The 16,850-nt window shown below is 67.5% G+C and carries 15 protein-coding genes and 1 tRNA gene; 6 read left to right on the forward strand and 10 right to left on the reverse strand.

Annotated elements, in window-relative coordinates:
* Nucleotides 1–71 precede the first annotated feature (71 nt).
* Nucleotides 72–635 carry a peptidylprolyl isomerase gene (locus EL337_RS00065; RefSeq protein WP_197724162.1) on the forward strand — a complete coding sequence of 188 codons (564 nt, stop codon included), beginning with the start codon at nt 72–74 and terminating at the stop codon, nt 633–635.
* On the opposite strand, the gene EL337_RS00070 is transcribed toward EL337_RS00065, so the two are convergent.
* The gene (locus EL337_RS00070) at nt 632–1,075 is read right to left on the reverse strand and encodes a PH domain-containing protein (RefSeq protein ID WP_048631531.1); all 444 of its coding nucleotides are present in this window, start codon (nt 1,073–1,075) and stop codon (nt 632–634) included. The genes EL337_RS00065 and EL337_RS00070 overlap by 4 nt on opposite strands.
* Before the next feature lie 150 nt (nt 1,076–1,225).
* The gene (crgA, locus tag EL337_RS00075; RefSeq protein WP_048631532.1) at nt 1,226–1,507 is read right to left on the reverse strand and encodes a cell division protein CrgA; all 282 of its coding nucleotides are present in this window, start codon (nt 1,505–1,507) and stop codon (nt 1,226–1,228) included.
* A gap of 133 nt (nt 1,508–1,640) precedes the next feature.
* Between crgA and EL337_RS00080 the strand changes: the two genes are divergently transcribed.
* From EL337_RS00080 to EL337_RS00095, 4 genes are all read left to right on the forward strand, one after another.
* Nucleotides 1,641–2,402, forward strand: coding sequence for a DUF881 domain-containing protein (locus EL337_RS00080; RefSeq protein WP_048631533.1), 762 nt, complete (start codon nt 1,641–1,643; stop codon nt 2,400–2,402).
* Nucleotides 2,403–2,611: 209 nt separating this feature from the next.
* Nucleotides 2,612–3,733, forward strand: coding sequence for a PE-PPE domain-containing protein (locus tag EL337_RS00085; protein WP_109519815.1), 1,122 nt, complete (start codon nt 2,612–2,614; stop codon nt 3,731–3,733).
* 251 nt (nt 3,734–3,984) lie between these two features.
* Nucleotides 3,985–5,157 carry a PE-PPE domain-containing protein gene (locus EL337_RS00090; RefSeq protein WP_053086827.1) on the forward strand — a complete coding sequence of 391 codons (1,173 nt, stop codon included), beginning with the start codon at nt 3,985–3,987 and terminating at the stop codon, nt 5,155–5,157.
* Nucleotides 5,158–5,198: 41 nt separating this feature from the next.
* Nucleotides 5,199–5,873, forward strand: a complete 675-nt coding sequence (locus EL337_RS00095; protein ID WP_048631534.1) for an aminodeoxychorismate/anthranilate synthase component II — start codon at nt 5,199–5,201, stop codon at nt 5,871–5,873.
* Here EL337_RS00095 and pknB read toward each other — a convergent pair.
* The 7 genes from pknB to EL337_RS00130 form a co-directional block, all read right to left on the reverse strand.
* Entirely contained in the window at nt 5,851–7,728 is a 1,878-nt protein-coding gene (pknB, locus tag EL337_RS00100) for a Stk1 family PASTA domain-containing Ser/Thr kinase (protein WP_048631535.1), read from the reverse strand. The genes EL337_RS00095 and pknB overlap by 23 nt on opposite strands.
* Nucleotides 7,725–9,017: a protein kinase domain-containing protein gene (locus EL337_RS00105; protein WP_048631536.1), complete on the reverse strand. Its 1,293-nt coding sequence runs from the start codon at nt 9,015–9,017 to the stop codon at nt 7,725–7,727. Before EL337_RS00105 ends, pknB begins: the two co-directional genes overlap by 4 nt.
* 31 nt (nt 9,018–9,048) lie before the next feature.
* Nucleotides 9,049–10,524: a D,D-transpeptidase PbpA gene (gene pbpA, locus EL337_RS00110; RefSeq protein ID WP_048631537.1), complete on the reverse strand. Its 1,476-nt coding sequence runs from the start codon at nt 10,522–10,524 to the stop codon at nt 9,049–9,051.
* Nucleotides 10,521–11,933 carry a peptidoglycan glycosyltransferase RodA gene (locus tag EL337_RS00115; RefSeq protein ID WP_126316460.1) on the reverse strand — a complete coding sequence of 471 codons (1,413 nt, stop codon included), beginning with the start codon at nt 11,931–11,933 and terminating at the stop codon, nt 10,521–10,523. Before EL337_RS00115 ends, pbpA begins: the two co-directional genes overlap by 4 nt.
* Nucleotides 11,930–13,468 carry a PP2C family protein-serine/threonine phosphatase gene (locus EL337_RS00120; RefSeq protein ID WP_126316462.1) on the reverse strand — a complete coding sequence of 513 codons (1,539 nt, stop codon included), beginning with the start codon at nt 13,466–13,468 and terminating at the stop codon, nt 11,930–11,932. Before EL337_RS00120 ends, EL337_RS00115 begins: the two co-directional genes overlap by 4 nt.
* A complete protein-coding gene (locus EL337_RS00125; RefSeq protein WP_048635368.1) occupies nt 13,465–13,932 on the reverse strand; it encodes an FHA domain-containing protein FhaB/FipA in 468 nt (155 codons plus the stop codon). The genes EL337_RS00120 and EL337_RS00125 overlap by 4 nt, the downstream gene beginning before the upstream one ends.
* A gap of 99 nt (nt 13,933–14,031) precedes the next feature.
* Entirely contained in the window at nt 14,032–15,489 is a 1,458-nt protein-coding gene (locus tag EL337_RS00130) for an FhaA domain-containing protein (RefSeq protein WP_048635369.1), read from the reverse strand.
* Nucleotides 15,490–15,734: 245 nt separating this feature from the next.
* On the opposite strand from EL337_RS00130, the gene EL337_RS00135 reads away from it, so the two are divergent.
* Nucleotides 15,735–15,820 (forward strand) — tRNA-Leu (locus EL337_RS00135).
* A gap of 318 nt (nt 15,821–16,138) precedes the next feature.
* Here the strand turns inward: EL337_RS00135 and EL337_RS00140 are convergent.
* A complete protein-coding gene (locus tag EL337_RS00140) occupies nt 16,139–16,741 on the reverse strand; it encodes a TetR/AcrR family transcriptional regulator (protein ID WP_048635370.1) in 603 nt (200 codons plus the stop codon).
* Between the last annotated feature and the right edge of the window lie 109 nt (nt 16,742–16,850).

The following is a 16,850-nucleotide window of genomic DNA, read 5'->3' on the forward strand; positions in this document are numbered from 1 at the left end:
TTCCCACCTCTTTCTCAGCAGTGCGCTGTCGCGTATCCACCCTGCCATCTCCGCCAACGACACGGCGCCGGATGGCCCTCAGACCGGGCGTGGCACACTGGATTCCCGTGACGAGTCCCATTCAGACCGCGACCGCGACCCTGCACACCAACCGAGGCGACGTCAAAATCGCACTGTTCGGAAATCACGCTCCCAAGACCGTGTCGAACTTCGTCGGATTGGCCCAGGGCACCAAGGAATACAGCACCGAGAACGCGTCAGGCGGCTCGTCGGGGCCGTTCTATGACGGCGTGATCTTCCACCGTGTCATCGAAGGCTTCATGATCCAGGGTGGTGACCCCACCGGAACCGGGCGCGGCGATGCAGGCTACAAGTTCGCCGACGAGTTCCATCCCGAGCTGCAGTTCGACAAGCCCTACCTGCTGGCCATGGCCAACGCCGGGCCGGGAACCAACGGCTCGCAGTTCTTCATCACGGTCACCCCGACGCCGCACCTGAATCGTCGGCACACGATCTTCGGCGAGGTCGTCGACCCCGAGTCGCAGAAGGTGGTCGACGCCATCGCCACGACGGCGACCGACCGCGGCGACCGGCCGACCGAACCCGTCGTGATCGAGTCGATCACGATCTCCTAGACGCCACCCACTGATCCGGCGCCGGGTGCGTACCCGGCGTCGGTGAGGGCGTCGAGCACACTCAGCGGGTCGGTGCCGAGGTCCCAGCGGCTCAGCACCAGCAGCCGGTTGTCGACGGTATCGATCTCCAGGAGGCGGACTTTGCGTCCGATCCTTCGGAACTCCGTGATGCGGATGCGGGTGATGTCGGCGCGTGTGAGCTGCTTCACTCCCGTCCAGCCGCGGTACACCAGACCGGTGTCGGTGATTGCCAGCTTGGGTCGCGCGCGCCACGACATCAGCGCAAACACCAGCAACCCGACGGCGGCGAGTCCCACGAGGATGCGGCCCGGCGGGTCTGTGACCAGCGTCACAGCGCCGGCGGCCAGTATGAGGCCCATGATTCCGCCGGCGATGATGCCCCCGGCAGGTGGACCCCACTGAGTTTGCTGGGCCGACATCTCACACCCTCCTACCGCGATGAACGTGGTTATCCACAAGTGCTATCCCCAATGGGGACTAATCACATCCGTGTGATCCGATGACCACCAGGTAGCTCGGAAGCGAACAGCAGGCGGCCAAGATGAATTCATCCAGGCGCCGCGCCTGGTTCACCGCCAGCGCATCGTCAGCAGCAAGCCCGTGATCATGAAGGCAAACGCGATGGCGTAGTTCCACACGTTCAGGTCGGACATCCACTGCAGGAAGCTCGGGACGTCGGGTCCGCTGCCGGCCAACTGGAAGACGATCAGCCACACCAGCCCGATGAGCATCAGGCTGATGAACAGCACCACGAACCATGTGCTCGACGGCCCCGCTTTGACCTTGACCGGAGTCCGGCTCACCGGATTGATGGTGAAGTCGTTCTTCTTGCGGACCTTGGACTTGGGCATGCATACCTTCGGACGATCGGCGCCGCACCCTGCAGCCGGTGTCACGAACGACCGGTCAGTGCGACGATGTGTAGAGAAAGCCTAACGCAGGCAACGAAGCATTCACGACGCATCGGGAGGAGCCGCACCCTCGATGGACGACCACACCGCCGCACCGCGGAAGCGCACGATGTGGCGCTTCGGGGTTCCGGTCGTGTGCGTCGCAGCAGGACTGCTTCTGGGAACGACGCACGGAGTGTCCGGAGGCGATGAGATCCGCCGGAGCGACGCGCCCCGCCTGGTCGATCTGGTGCGGGAGTCCCAGCAGTCCGTCGACCGGCTGAGCGCCGAACAGGGGGCCCTGGCGTTCGAGGTCGACAATCATCACGGTGGCTCACCCGGCAGCGACGCCGCTCTGGCGGCGATCACCACGAAGGGCGATCTGCTGGCCGCCGACGCGGGCGTGACTCCGATGCGCGGGCCTGGATTGGTGGTGACGCTCAACGACGCCCAGCGCGATGCGCAGGGCCGGTTCCCCCGCGATGCCTCGCCGGATGACCTGGTGGTGCACCAGCAGGACATCCAGGCGGTGCTCAACGCGCTCTGGAGTGCGGGCGCCGAAGGTATTCAAGTGCAGGACCAGCGGATCATCGCGACCTCGGCGCCCCGCTGTGTCGGAAACACGCTGCTGCTCAACGGGCGCACCTATAGCCCGCCGTACGTCATCTCCGCCGTCGGTGACGCCCAGGCGATGCAGGCTGCGCTGGCGGCCGCGCCACTGGTGACGCTGTACAAGCGTTACGCCGTCCGGTTCGGCCTCGGCTACACCGAAGAGCCCGGCGACGTGGAGCTCGTGGGGCACGCGGAGTCGATTCGATTGAAGTACGCGCAACCCCTGGGACCCCTCGGCTACTGACCGGTCCGAAATTCGGAGGTTGCTAAAGGCAGTCTATGACAGTTTGCTGTGTTATAAATACTCCGTGTTGACGCACGCCGAACTGGTACTTATCCCGGTCGTGTGTGTGCGAACAAGCAGCGCGGGGGGCAAGAGGGCAGGCTGTCCGATTAGCCATTAGCGTCAAATAGCAAACTTCACGGGGGGACGGGGGTCCGCGAGTGATGCGGATGAAGCGTGCGTCGGCGACAGCTCTTTCGATGCTCATCGCGTCATTGGTGTCGGTCGCGCCGCCGGTGCAGGCGGCGACAGTGCTGGCCGCAGAGGGAACAGGTCAACCGCGCGGCACGGTCCAGACTGCCTTCAGCGGAGCCTTCTGCACGAAGAACGCCTGCCGTTCGGTCGACAACGCCCGCAGCCCGTTCGACGTGGCGCTGGGTTCACGCCACATCCAGGCGGCTATCGACGCGACCCCCGGCGACATCATCCTGATGGGCTACTCCCTGGGCGCGGCGTCGGTGTATGACCGGATGCGGATATGGGCCCAGGATCCGGCGACCGCACCGGAGTACGGGCGCGTGACGCTGATCGTGACGCTGGGCAACCCCGAGAACAAGTTCGGCGGCAGCGACAGGACGAACGACTACGCGGGTCTGCCCCAGGTGCAGCCGTATCCCCACCTGGACGTGTCGATGCAGTACGACAGCGTGTCCGACCGGCCCACCCGCCGCAGTCTGATCTCCAGCCTGAACACGTCGTTGGCGCGACACTTCACCTACTTCGAACCCGTTGACGTCAACGATCCGGAAAACCTCATCTTCCGGGATGCCGACGGCACCACATACATGCTCATCAGGGCCGACGTGCTGCCATTGCTGAAGTGGCTGGACCCGTGGGTGTCGGACGCGCAGATGGCTCGACTCGATGCCGTGGTACGGCCGTTGGTGGAGAAGGACTACGACCGGCCGGACTACATCCCACAGGGCGAGGGAGCCGACTGGGGCAATGGGACGCCGCCACCTACCGTCGAGAAGCTCGACACCGTGGGCAGCCCTGGTGCCGCGAACTCGTACGCCGACCTCACTGAGCGGGCGGACCCGGTTGCTGGGCGGGCGCGGGACGTGAAGGGCAGCCGCGAGGACGCCGCCGTCCCGGAGTTCGCAGACAGCGACGGCGACGACCCGGAGGCAGTTACGGAGATCGACAGTGACGGCGTGATCGAGGGCGACGACGCGACCGGAGACGACGCAGGAACGGCCGACTTTAACGACCTAGACGACACAGCCGGCGCGACGCCGGAATCCGAGACGGAACAGAGGGACACGGCGGACTCGACCGTCACAACTGCGTAAGCGCTGGCGGCAGAGAAGTTGCTGAGCGAAGGCGTACATTGGTGTCCAGCCGGTGAAATCCGGCGACAGCGCCCGTCTTAGTGGTTTGCCGAGGCAGCCTTCGGGGCCGGTGTGATCAGGCAACTTCGTGACTCCAGACAAGGGGTCGGGGAGTAATTCGCCAACCCACACGCGTACGTCGGCCGGTCCAACCCCAGCAACGCAGCTCGGGTTCTCCGCCGTACATCTCGATTCATGGGCAAGGGTCCGACATGAAGCTCTCTCGTCACACTGCACTTGCTGCCTGCGTCGCAGCGCTACTCATACCCGGCGCCATCGCGCTGCCGTCGGGACCGGTGTCCGGTGCGGCCACCGCGCTGTTCGCCGAAGGCGCCACGCGACCGAGCGGGGAGGCCCAGACCGCTTTTGCGGGCGCGTTCTGCGAGCAGAACACCTGCCGCTCCCTCGGCACGGGCACCGTCACCAGGAAGCTGTCCTCGACGCGCATCCAGGCCGCCGTCGACGCGACTCCGGGCGACCTCATCCTGGTCGGCTATTCGGTGGGCGCCGCGGGTGTCTACGACCGCCTGCGACAGTGGGAGCGGGATCCGTCGTTGGCGCCCGATCCCGAGCGGGTGCTGCTGATCGTCACTTTCGGCAATCCGGAGAACAAGTTCGGCGGCAGGAACCGCACCAACGCCGATACCGGTCTGCCTGTACAGCAGCCCTATGACCACCTCGACGTGGTGTCGCAGTACGACGGTGTCGCCGATGCCCCCACCCGGTTCGGCTTCTATTCGGCGGTGAACTCCGCGTTCGGGCAGCACTTCGACTACTTCGACGGGTTGGACATCAACGACCCGAACAACCTGGTGTTCCAGGAAGGCACCACCACCTACATGCTGATCCCCGCGGAGACTCTCCCGCTGGTCAGGTGGCTGCAGCCCTTCGTGACACCTGAGCGCCTGGCTGAACTGGACGCCAGGTACCGGCCGCTCGTGGAGCGCGACTACGACCGGCCCGCGTATGTGCCTCAGGGCGAAGGTGCGGACTGGGGCAACGGGACGCCGCCCCCGAGCCTGAGCGGGTCGGCAGGACAGGCGCAGGCCCTCGCCGGCGAGGCCGGGCGCTCCGACGCCGTAGCAGCACCCGAGGTGGAGCTGACCGCGACCGAACGGCGCGGGTCGGGCACGCGCGGGGCCGATGTCCCCGATGACGTGGCGGCCGACCTGGAGGCCGGCAGCGAGATCGACGTCGACGAGGACACCACCGAGGTCACCGACGAGATCGACGCCGACACCGACGCCGACGAGACCTCGCCGTCCCCGTCCGAAACCGGCAGCAAGGCCGACAGCGACGCCGACAACGACACCGACAGCGGCACCGACAACGGCACCGACAAGGATTCGGACAGCGCATCGTCGAGTTCCGGTGCGGCCGCCTGACGGTCACGCGGCTGCAAAACCGCTGGCGGTAGCCTGGTGACATGCAGGTCTTGGTCGTCGACAACTACGACAGCTTCGTGTTCAACCTGGTCCAGTACCTGGGCCAGCTCGGAGTTGACGCCCAGGTGTGGCGCAATGACGACGACCGGCTGCGCACCGACGCCGATATCGCCCGCGCGGCAGAGGATTTCGACGGAGTGCTGCTAAGCCCAGGACCGGGCACCCCCGAGCGAGCGGGAGCGTCCATCCCGCTGGTGCACGCGTGCGCCACGGCGAACACGCCGCTCCTGGGCGTGTGCCTCGGGCATCAGGCCATCGGCGTGGCTTTCGGAGGCACCGTGGACCGCGCGCCCGAACTGCTGCACGGCAAGACCAGCACTGTCCACCACGCGGACGCCGGCGTGCTCAAGGGCCTGCCCGACCCGTTCACGGCGACGCGGTACCACTCGTTGACGATCCTGCCCGACACCGTGCCCGCCGAGCTCGAGGTCATCGCCACGACGGACGGCGGCGTGATCATGGGCGTCCGTCACACCGAGCTGCCGATTCACGGTGTGCAATTCCACCCCGAGTCGATCCTCACCGAGGGTGGGCACCGGATGCTCGCCAACTGGCTGACCTACTGCGGCGCCGCGCCGTCCGAAGCGCTGGTGTGCGAGCTCGAGGCCGAGGTCGCAGGCGCCGTTCAGGCAGCTATGACGCGAAGTTCAGCGTGATCCTGGCGCCGTAGTTCACACCCGAACCGGCGGCCGGGTTCTGGTTGACCACAGCGTTGGTCCGCTGACCGCTGTTCTGCACGTCGCCACCCTTGTCGAGCACCCCGGTCCAGCCGAGCGCCCGCAGACGAGGTTCGGCATCGACCCAGAACATGCCGGTGAGGTCGGGCATCACGAACTGGTTGCCGCGGGACACCTGGATCTGGATCACCGAGTCCTGCGGGACCGTCTGACCCGGCGCGGGTTCGATGCCGACCACCTGACCTGCGGGTGTCGTGCTGTCCACCTCGACAGGAACGGTGGTGGTGAATCCCGACGCTCCCAGGATCTGCTGACACACCTGGACGGTCTGGCCGACGCACTCGGGGATGACGGCGGTGGCCGGACCCTTGCCCACCACGATCGTGATCTCGTTGGTGATGGCCGAGGTCTGGTTCGCCGGTGGCACCGTGGAGAGCACCCGGTCCTTCTGTTCGGGTAGCGATGCCGACGTGGTCTGACGGAAACGGTCGAAGCCCGCGTCGGTCAGCCGGCGCACCGCGTCGGTATAGCTCAGGCCCGACACATCGGGCACCTCGCGCTGCTCGGGTCCGGTCGACACGTTGAGGGTGATCTCGTCGCCGGCCGCGACCGCGGTGTTGGCGTCGGGCTCGGTGTTGATCACGTGGTCCGGGGGCACCGACGAATCGGGCTTCTGCTGGGTACGGATCGAGAAGCCGCGGTTCTGCAGTGTTGCGATGGCGTCGGCCGACGGCTGCCCCTGCACGTCGGGCACCTGCACGTCGCGGGTCTCGCCGCCGAACATGTTGATCCCGATGGTGACGACGACGGTCAGCACCGCCAGGACGGCGACGGCGATCAGCCAGCGTCCCAGTGATCCGCTGCGCTCGCGTTCCACGTACCGGGGCTGATGCGGGCCGGCCGGGTCGATGGGCTCGGTGCGGTTGCCTGCCGGCGCGGCCGACAGCATCGACGTGCGTTCGGCGTCGGTGAACACCTTCGGGGCGTCGGGCGCCTCACCGCTGTGCACCTTGACCAGGTCGGTGCGCATTTCGGCCGCCGTCTGATAGCGGTTGTCGGGGTTCTTGGCCAGCGCCTTGAGCACCACGGCGTCGAGCTCGGGTGAGATTCCACCGTGCCGTTGCGACGGCGCCACCGGATCTTCCCTGACGTGCTGGTACGCCACGGCGACAGGTGAGTCACCCACGAAGGGCGGCTCGCCGGTCAGCATCTCGTAGAGCACACACCCCAGCGAGTACACGTCGGAGCGGGCGTCGACCTTCACGCCACGCGCCTGCTCCGGGGACAGGTACTGCGCTGTGCCGATCACGGCGGAGGTCTGGGTGACCGGGTTGCCGGCGTCGGCGAGGGCACGCGCGATGCCGAAGTCCATCACCTTCACCGCGCCGGTCTTGCTGATCATGATGTTGGCCGGCTTGACGTCGCGGTGGATGATGCCGTGCTGATGGCTGAAGTTCAGCGCCTGGCAGGCGTCCGCGATCACCTCGATGGCGCGCTGGGCGGGCATCGGACCCTCGCCGTGGACGATGTCGCGGAGTGTCACGCCGTCGACGTACTCCATGACGATGTACGGCAGCGGTCCGTTGGAGGTCTCGGCTTCGCCGGTGTCGTAGACGGCGACGATCGCGGGATGGTTGAGCGCGGCCGCGTTCTGGGCTTCCCGGCGGAATCGCAGATAGAAGCTGGGATCGCGGGCGAGATCGGCGCGCAGCACTTTGATCGCGACGTCGCGATGCAATCGCAGGTCGCGCGCGAGGTGGACTTCGGACATACCTCCGAAGCCCAGGATCTCGCCGACTTCGTAGCGGTCGGAAAGGTGCTGTGGGGTTGTCATTGCAACATCTGTTCTGGAGCGGGCAGCGTCACCAGCGGTGACGCCCGGTCGGGTGGTCGGGATACCCAGTTTCGGTCGGGTTCAGAAGTGCGCAGTGCCGGCGGAGCGGCCCCTGGCGTGTCCGCCGGCGGCGACGTCGTCTGTCCGGGTGTCTCGGTCACGGTCGTCGGCGGCGGGAGATCCTTGCGGTCCTGGGCGTTGAGCACGATCAGGATCGCGATGACGATCGCCAGCGCACCGAGCACCCCCGCGGCCCACAGCAGTGCACGCTGGCCGGAGGAGAAGGTGCGCCGCGGTGGAGGAGCCGAGCGGTGGTGGCTGCCGGTGGCCCGGGCGCGCGAGGTCGGGGCCGGGGCTCGGGTGACCTCGGCGACGGGCCGCGCCTGGGTGGCCGGCGGCACCGCCGTCGGCGCCGCCCGTCCGATCGACGGGGCCGCGTTGGGCCGTGGCGGCCTGCGTCCCGCGCGCACGGCGGCGACGGCGTCGGCGAAGGGGCCACCGGACTTGTACCGCATGCCGGGATTCTTGACGAGCGTGATCTCGATCAGCTCGCGGACGTTGGGCGGCAGGTCGGCGGGCAGTGGGGGAGGGTTCTCCTTGATGTGCTTCATCGCCACGGTGAGGGCCCCCTCACCGGTGAAGGGCCGCTTGCCCGAAACCGCTTCGTAGCCAACAACTCCCAGGGCGTACACGTCACTGGCCGCGGTGGCGTCGTGTCCGAGTGCCTGCTCGGGGGCGATGTACTGGGCGGTGCCCATCACCATGCCGGTCTGCGTGACGGGCGCCGCGTCGACGGCTTTCGCGATGCCGAAGTCGGTCAGCTTCACCTGTCCGGTGGGGGTGATGAGGATGTTGCCTGGCTTGACGTCGCGGTGCACCAGTCCGGCGCTGTGTGCGACCTGGAGTGCGCGTCCGGTCTGCTCCAGCATGTCCAGTGCGTGCCGCAGGGACAGCCGCCCGGTGCGCTTGATCACCGAGTTCAACGGTTCGCCGTTGACCAGTTCCATCACCAGGTAGGCCGTGCGGCCCTCGCCGTCGATGTCGGTCTCGCCGTAGTCGTACACGCCGGCGATGCCCGGGTGGTTGAGCATCGCCACGGTGCGCGCCTCGGCGCGGAACCGCTCGACGAACTCCGGGTCCTCCGAGTACTCGGCTTTGAGGACCTTGATGGCGACGCGACGGCCCAGGCGGGAGTCGACACCTTCCCAGACCTGGCCCATTCCTCCGGTGGCGATCAACCGTTGCAACCGGTAGCGGGCGGAGAGCGTCACGCCAACGCGGGGGCTCATGTCTCGCCTCGCTTCGCTCGGCTACGGGGGCTCATGAGCCCTCCCGCAGCGCCGCCGCGATGGTCGCGCGTCCGATCGGAGCGGCCAGCGCGCCGCCCGTCGCCGACAGGCGGTTACCGCCGTTCTCGACAAGGACTGCGACCGCGACTTTGGGTGCCTGAGCGGGCGCGAAGGCGATGTACCAGGCATGCGGCGGCGTGTTGCGCGGATCCGTGCCGTGCTCCGCAGTGCCGGTCTTGGATGCGATCTGCACGCCGGCGATGGCTCCCTTCTGCTGAGTCACCTGCTCGGCGGCGACCATCAAGTCCGTAAGTGTATCTGCGACCGGCTCGGGCACTGCCCGCTGCTCTTCGGTAGGGACCGTGGTCGCAATATTCGCCAGGTCGGAACCCTTCAGGCTTTCCACCAGGTAGGGACGCATCGTGACGCCCTTGTTGGCGACCGTCGCCGCGATCATCGCGTTCTGCAGGGGGGTCAGGGCGACGTCCTTCTGCCCGATGCTGGATATCCCGAGCGCCGCGCTGTCGGTCATCGGTCCGATCGTGGACTCGGCCACCTGCAGGGGGATGGTCGGCGGGGGGGCGTCCACGCCGAAGGCGAGCGCGGTGGAGCGCATCTGGTCGGCGCCGGTGTCGATGCCGAGTTGGACGAACGCGGTGTTGCAGGACCTGGCGAACGCATTCTGCAGCGACGTGGTGGGGCCGCCGCCGCAGGATGACCCGCCGAAGTTCTCCAGCGTCGCGGTGCTGTTCGGCAGGGCGATCTGCGGCGCGGCGGTCAGCTGGGTCTGCGGTGTGGCGCCGGCCTGCAGCGCCGCGGCCGTGGTGACGACCTTGAAGGTCGACCCGGGCGGGTAGGTCTCGGAGATGGCGCGGTTGAGCAGGGGCGAGTCCGGGTCGTCACGGAGGCGCTGCCAGGTCTCGGCCTGTTCGGCAATGTCGTGGGTGGCCAACAGGTTCGGATCATAGGAGGGGGCAGACACCAGGGCCAGGATCTTTCCGGTGGATGGTTCGAGCGCAACCACGGCGCCCTTGCAGGGGCCGTCGCAGCCGCTTTCCATCGCGTCCCACGCTGCTTGCTGAACCTGCGGGTTGATGGTGGTGGCGACGTTGCCGCCGCGGGGATCGCGGCCGGTGAAGAAGTCGGCGAGCCTGCGGCCGAACAGCCGCTGGTCGGAGCCGTTGAGAATGGTGTCCTCGGCGCGCTCGAGTCCGGAACTGGAGTAGCTCAACGAGTAGAAGCCGGTCACGGGCGCATAGGTCAACGGGTTGGGGTAGGTCCGCAGGAATCGGAACCGGCCTTCCGTGGACACCGAATACGCCAGCAGCTGTCCGCCCGCCGAGATCTGACCCCGCTGGCGGGAGTACTCGTCGAGAAGGACCCTCTGGTTGCGCGGGTCGGAGCGCAAGCCGTCGGCGGTGAACACCTGGGTCAGGGTTGCATTGGCCAGCAGCAGCACGACAAGGCCCATGATCATCACCGAGATGCGGCGCAGTGAGGTGTTCATACTTTGGAGATCACCTCGGTGCTCGCGCCCGCTATGGAGCCTGCGGGCGTCGCTCGGGCCTCCAGGGGGCGGCGGGCGGCGTGGGAGATGCGCACCAGGATCGCCAGCAGCACGTAGTTGGCCACCAGTGACGATCCACCGTAGGACATCCAGGGTGTGGTCAGGCCGGTCAGCGGGATGAGCTTGGTGACGCCGCCGACGACGATGAACAACTGAATGCCCAATGTCGCTGCCAGCCCGGCCGCCAAGAGCTTGCCGAAACTGTCGCGCACGGCGAGCGCGGTGCGCAAGCCTCGAATGATGACGATCGTGTAGAGCATCAGAACGGCCGAAAGTCCTACCAGCCCAAGCTCTTCGCCGATCGCGGCGATGATGAAATCGGTGGCCGCCGCGGGCACGGTCCCTGGCTGTCCGTTGCCGAGGCCGGTGCCGAAGATGCCTCCGGTGGCGAAGCTGAACAGCGACTGCACCATCTGGTAGCCGGCGCCGTCGGGGTCGGCGAACGGATCACTCCAGGTCTGGACCCGGACCCGGACGTGGTCGAAAAGGTAATAGGCGGCAATGCTTCCCGCCGCGAACAGCGACAGCCCGAGCACCACCCAGCTGAAGCGTTCGGTGGCGATGTACACCATCACCAGGAATGAGGCGTACAGCAGCAGCGAGGTGCCCAGGTCCTTCTCGAAGATCATGACGGCGATCGACGCGATCCACGCGGCCAGCAGGGGAGCCAGGTCGCGTGGACGCGGAAGGTCCATACCGAGCACGTGCTTGCCCGCGCTGGTGAACAGGCTGCGCTTGGACACCAGCACGGCGGCGAAGAAGATGAGCAGAAGAATTTTCGAGAACTCGGCGGGCTGGATCGAGAACCCGGAAAACTGGATCCAGATCTTCGCGCCGCCCTGCTCCGACATGCTGCTCGGCAGTACCGCGGGAATCGCAAGCAGGACAAGGCCGGTCAGGCCGCAGACGTAGCCGTAGCGCGACAGCGTGCGGTGGTCGCGGATGAAGATCACCACCGCGCAGAAACCGAGTACACCGACGAGGGCCCACAACATCTGCTGGTTGGCGGTGCCGCCCAGGCCTCGGACCGACGTCTGGGCTTCTGCGAGATCGAGACGGTGAATCATCACCAGTCCCAGTCCGTTCAGCAGTGCGACAACGGGAAGCAGAAGTGGGTCGGCATAGGGGGCGAAGCGCCGCACCGCGAGATGTGCTCCGCTGAACAGGGCCAGGTAGGCAACCGTGTACTGGGCCAGGTCCCAGCGCAGACCCTGTTCCTGGTTCGCCTCGACCAGCAGCAGCGCGATCGTGGTGATCACCGTCGCGAAACCGAGCAGCAGCAGTTCGGCGTTGCGACGGTTGGGCAGCGCAGGCGTCACGGCGACGCGCGGCTGCGGCTGGGTGCTCATGACACTTCCCGGCAGTTCGTTCCCGGTTCAGGTGGTGGGGGCGGAAGCGCGGTCACGGTCGGGGTGGGCGTCGGCGCGGGGGAGGGCGGGCCCGACGGCGCGGGCGCGGCGGTTCCCGACGGCGCGGGGGAGGGGGCCGGCGACGAGGGCGCCGGCGACGATGTGACGGTGCGCGGCGGCGCGGGGGTCGGAGCGCCGGAGGGAGCCGGCGAACGCGGGGCCGACGTCGGTGCGGGGCGCGGGGCGGGTGTCGTCGCCGGGGCCGGTGGCGCACACACCGGAAGCACCGAGCTGCGCGACAGTTCCTCGATCTGCCCGATGGCCTCGTCGAGCGAGCCGGACGGCAGGCCGGCGATCACCTGGGCGCGTTCGGAGGGACGCATGTCGTCGACGCCGAGCAGCCGGCAGGACAGGCTGTCGCGGGACTGGTCCGCGCTGATGAGGGAAAGTTCGTTGCGGGCGTTCAGACACCCGAGAAGGTAGGGCTCTTGGAGAGAGATTCCGAGAAAGGAGCCCTCGACACCCCGCATGATGGAGACGGTGCCGTCGTGTGCGCTGACAAAGTAGTTGTTGCGCACGATCTCTCGCCCGACTGCCAGGCCTGCGAGCACCAGCAGGACCAGCACCGTCGCGGCGATGATCATGCGTCGCCGCGAACGGGGTCGCGGCGGAGGCTCTTCCGGTTGCTGCACAACACGTTTGGCGGCATTGCGCTTCGGATTGAACGCCGAGGCGCGGCCCGCCGCGGTGTTGGGCGGGGCGCTCTGGTCGTCGTCGCCCGATACCGCTCCGGCGAGGATGGGCTGGGTCTGCCCGTAGTCGTAGTCCACGACGTCGGCGACCACCACGGTGACGTTGTCGGGTCCGCCGCCGCGCAGCGCCAACTCGATGAGACGGTCCGCGCTCGCGGCGACATCTTCGATCTGCAGCGCCTCGGCGATGGTCTCCTGGCTGACCGGGTCGGACAGTCCGTCGGAGCAGAGCAAGTAGCGGTCGCCGGCGCGGGCCTCGCGCATGATCAGCGTCGGCTCCACCTCGTGGCCGGTGAGGGCACGCATGATCAGGGACCGCTGCGGGTGGCTGTGCGCTTCCTCGGCGGTGATCCGGCCTTCGTCGACCAGGGTCTGGACGAACGTGTCGTCCTTGGTGATCTGGGCGAGCTCACCGTCGCGCAGCATGTAGCCGCGGGAGTCGCCGATGTGCACCAGGCCAAGCCGGTTGCCCGCGAACAGGATTGCGGTGAGCGTGGTGCCCATGCCCTCGAGTTCGGGGTCGGCGTCCACATGTGCGGCGATCGCCGAGTTACCTTCGCGCACGGCGGAGTCGAGCTTGCTGAGCAGATCGCCGCCCGGCTCGTCGTCGTCGAGGTGGGCGAGCGCGGCGATCACCAACTGTGAGGCGACCTCACCGGCGGCGTGCCCGCCCATGCCGTCGGCGAGCGCAAGCAGGCGCGCGCCGGCGTAGACCGAGTCCTCGTTGTTGGCGCGCACCAGCCCCCGGTCGCTTCGGGCCGCGTATCGAAGTCCTAATGTCACGGGCGCAGCTCGATCACCGTCTTGCCGATTCGCACCGGGGTACCCATCGGAATTCGTACCGCTGTCGTCACCTTCGCCCTGTCGAGGTATGTGCCGTTGGTCGATCCTAGGTCCTCTACATACCATTCCGGACCGCGTGGTGAGAGCCTGGCGTGGCGAGTCGAGGCGTAATCGTCGGTCAACACGAGTGTCGAGTCATCGGCGCGGCCGATCAGCACCGGCTGGGTTCCGAGGGGGATGCGGGTGCCCGCCAGCGCGCCCTCGGTGACCACCAACTGCCGGGGGACATGCCTGCGTGATCGGTTGGGCAGCAGCGAGCCGCGCAGCGCCAGCCCGCGACGCACCATCACCGCGCCGGTCGGCGCGTAGATGTCGGTGCGCAGGATGCGCAGCACAGACCAGATGAACAGCCATAGCAGCAACAGGAAGCCGACGCGGGTCAGCTGCAGTACAAGGCCCTGCATCTGACGTCCTCTCCGTCCCGGCGATACTCCTCGCGCATGCGCTCGTCCCCGTCATACTCCCCGCGCAAGCGCTGAGCGGCCTCCCCGAGCAGTCGGTCCTCAGTGAACGCGGACGATGATCTCGGAGTGTCCGAGCCGGATGACGTCGCCGTCGGCCAGCTGCCACTCCTGAACCGGAGCGTTGTTCACCGTGGTGCCGTTGGTGGAGTTGAGGTCTGACAATAGCGCGACCTGACCGTCCCAGCGGATTTCCAGGTGGCGACGAGACACACCCGTGTCGGGCAGCCGGAACTGGGCGTCCTGCCCGCGGCCGATCACGTTGGCACCTTCGCGCAGCTGGTAGGTGCGGCCGCTGCCGTCGTCGAGCTGCAACGTCACCGTGGCGCCGGCCGGGTAGTCACCCTGGCCGCTGCCGTAGCCGCCGTAGCCGCCGGCCTGGCCGCCCGGAGCGCCGTAGCCCTGGTCGCTGTAGCCCTGATCCCCGTAACCCTGCTCGCCATAGCCCTGGTCGGCGTAGCCGGCCGGCGGCGCCTCGCCGTAGCGGCCGTAGTCGGGTTGCGCGTAGTCCTGGCGCCCGTACTGCTGTCCGCCGTAGCCGCCCTGATCGGGGTAGCCGCCCTGGTCGGGATAGGAGGGCCGTCCCGGCGGGGGGTAACCGCCCTCGTCGGGACGACGCCCGTAGTCGTACTCATTCGACGGTGCGCCGTACCCGGGCTGCCCGGCCGGAGGGGGTCCGTACCCGGGAGGGCCCTGGCGGTACCCCTGGTCGGGGTAGCCACCGCCGGGAGGCGGGCCGTAGCCCGCGGGCGGACGCTGCTCGTAGGACTGCGGGGGATAGCCGCCCTGCTCCGGGTAGCCACCCTGGTCGGGATAGCCGCCTTGGTCCGGGTAGCCGCCTTGGTCCGGGTAGCCGCCCTGGTCGGGATAGCCGCCGCGGGGCGGGTAGCCACCCTGCTCGGCGGGCGGCGGGTAGCCACCCTGATCGGCCGGCGGGTAGCCGCCACCGCGCTGGTCTTCGGGGGGACGGTTGTAGCGGTCGTCCTCGGAGCGGTTGTAGTAGTCGTCTCCGGGCCGACCCGGTCCCTGGCCGCCGCGGTAAGTCGGATTGTCGGTCATCGGTGGTACTCCTGGTTCTGCGGGGGACGTGACGTCTCGTTGTGGTGGGGCGGGTTCGACTGTGGTCGCGTCGGGGTTGACCGCCCCACGTGCGCGAAACTGTCCGGTGTGCAGGTTAGGTGACTGCTCGAATCTGACGACCACATCACCATACGTTTGCCACCCTTGCTCATGGATGTATCCCTCCAGGTGCTTGGCAAACGTGGTTGCGGTGATGTCCGGATCGGCACTCACGTTCTGATAGTCAGGCACACTGAGGGTAATGACGTAGTCGTTCGGGGCCAAAATGCGTCCGCCGTGAACTTCACGTGCACCGGTGTCGGCTTCGCGGCGCAGCAGCGACTCCACTTCCTGCGGCACGATGGATCCTCCGAAGACCCGTGCGAACGCGTCCCCGACCTTGTCCTCAAGCTTGCGCTCGAAGCGGCCGACCAAACCCATCGGACCGCCTCCCTCGCTGTCGTGCGCCGCGGCTACCGGCGCGTTTACGCCGCCAGCGTGTCGGCCGGCGTCATTGCTTGGATGCATGGTATCGGCCCTCCACGCCGATGCGGGAACACCAGAATTCTGAGAATCGCATCGGCGCAGGTCAAAGATCCGCTGAGGATGGTTTTGGAGTTGGCGGGGGTGCGCCAGTACGGTTGGGAAGTGGGGTTGCCTGCGTGATAGGCTCCCCCGGTTGTTTCGGGCGAGTGGCGGAATGGCAGACGCGCTGGCTTCAGGTGCCAGTGTCCTTCGGGACGTGGGGGTTCAAGTCCCCCTTCGCCCACCACGAGCGGTTCCACGAACCGCAGGTACAACGGTCACGAACCAGTAATGGTTCGTGGCCGTTGTGCTTGGTGGGATTGGTCCATAGAAGAGTGGTTTGGACACCTGGGACCTTCGCCCGTTGAATCCCCCCGCGGTGGTGCCCACACAGCTCTTGCCGCTGCGGTCACGGGTTGAGACGCCATGGGCAGGCGAACCACGACATTGCATCAGCATCACGACGGGCATGCTCTCGCCCGTGTGGTTGAACACCCACGACATAACGACGCTGAACACCAGGAACACCGGTGGGCGTGGCCAGTGCGCGTCGAGCGTTTTCGGGTCAGGGCACGACGGGCGCGGGCTGCGGCAGAGGATGCGCTCCGTCGGCGCGTAACCCGTCGAAGATGATGGCCAGGTAGCGCTGCCACAGCAGCGGCGCTGGGGCCGTGAGGTTTTCGACGATGTGAATGGGTGCGCACATCATCAGGAAGACGTCGGCCTCGGTGATGTCGGCTCGGATGGCGCCCGACGCGCGTGCCCGGTCGACCAGCGTTTCGAGGTGCTCGTGCAGCGCATCGCGAACCTCGGTGACCCGGGGGTCGCCGTCGCTGGCTGACTGCAGGAACGTCAGATCGTGCCGTTGGCGTTGGTCGGCGGCCAGGGTCAGGAACTCCAGTAGTGCGGCGCCGGGATCGGGTGAGTCGGCCAGCCGCGCCGCGGCCTCGGCGAGTACCGCGACGTGCTCGCAGACGATGGAGGCGATCAGATCCTCCTTGGTGGGGAAGTGCCGGAACACGGTGCCCTTCGCCACTCCGGCCCGCCGGGCGATGTCGGCCACCGACGCCGAGGCGCCGCGTTCGCGGAATTCGTCCTCGGCGGCGGCCAGCAGCAGTGCGCGGTTGCGCGCTGCGTCCGCGCGGACGGGCCGATCGCTGGTGGGCACGCGACCGAGACTACCAAGTTGACCACTCGGTCATCTTGTGCCAACCTGGAGCAGGAATATGACCAATCGGTCATATTAATGCGGGGATCGCGAAAGGTGTTGGAATACA

The organism is Mycolicibacterium aurum (genome assembly GCF_900637195.1).
Classification (GTDB): domain Bacteria; phylum Actinomycetota; class Actinomycetes; order Mycobacteriales; family Mycobacteriaceae; genus Mycobacterium; species Mycobacterium aurum.

What these genes read in the sequence shown, in the direction of transcription:
- EL337_RS00065 (WP_197724162.1), top strand. Translation starts at nt 72, where the DNA reads ATGGCCCTCAGACCGGGCGTGGCACACTGGATTCCCGTGACGAGTCCC.
- EL337_RS00070 (WP_048631531.1), bottom strand. Translation starts at nt 1,075, where the DNA reads ATGTCGGCCCAGCAAACTCAGTGGGGTCCACCTGCCGGGGGCATCATC.
- crgA (WP_048631532.1), bottom strand. Translation starts at nt 1,507, where the DNA reads ATGCCCAAGTCCAAGGTCCGCAAGAAGAACGACTTCACCATCAATCCG.
- EL337_RS00080 (WP_048631533.1), top strand. Translation starts at nt 1,641, where the DNA reads ATGGACGACCACACCGCCGCACCGCGGAAGCGCACGATGTGGCGCTTC.
- EL337_RS00085 (WP_109519815.1), top strand. Translation starts at nt 2,612, where the DNA reads ATGAAGCGTGCGTCGGCGACAGCTCTTTCGATGCTCATCGCGTCATTG.
- EL337_RS00090 (WP_053086827.1), top strand. Translation starts at nt 3,985, where the DNA reads ATGAAGCTCTCTCGTCACACTGCACTTGCTGCCTGCGTCGCAGCGCTA.
- EL337_RS00095 (WP_048631534.1), top strand. Translation starts at nt 5,199, where the DNA reads ATGCAGGTCTTGGTCGTCGACAACTACGACAGCTTCGTGTTCAACCTG.
- pknB (WP_048631535.1), bottom strand. Translation starts at nt 7,728, where the DNA reads ATGACAACCCCACAGCACCTTTCCGACCGCTACGAAGTCGGCGAGATC.
- EL337_RS00105 (WP_048631536.1), bottom strand. Translation starts at nt 9,017, where the DNA reads ATGAGCCCCCGCGTTGGCGTGACGCTCTCCGCCCGCTACCGGTTGCAA.
- pbpA (WP_048631537.1), bottom strand. Translation starts at nt 10,524, where the DNA reads ATGAACACCTCACTGCGCCGCATCTCGGTGATGATCATGGGCCTTGTC.
- EL337_RS00115 (WP_126316460.1), bottom strand. Translation starts at nt 11,933, where the DNA reads ATGAGCACCCAGCCGCAGCCGCGCGTCGCCGTGACGCCTGCGCTGCCC.
- EL337_RS00125 (WP_048635368.1), bottom strand. Translation starts at nt 13,932, where the DNA reads ATGCAGGGCCTTGTACTGCAGCTGACCCGCGTCGGCTTCCTGTTGCTG.
- EL337_RS00130 (WP_048635369.1), bottom strand. Translation starts at nt 15,489, where the DNA reads ATGGGTTTGGTCGGCCGCTTCGAGCGCAAGCTTGAGGACAAGGTCGGG.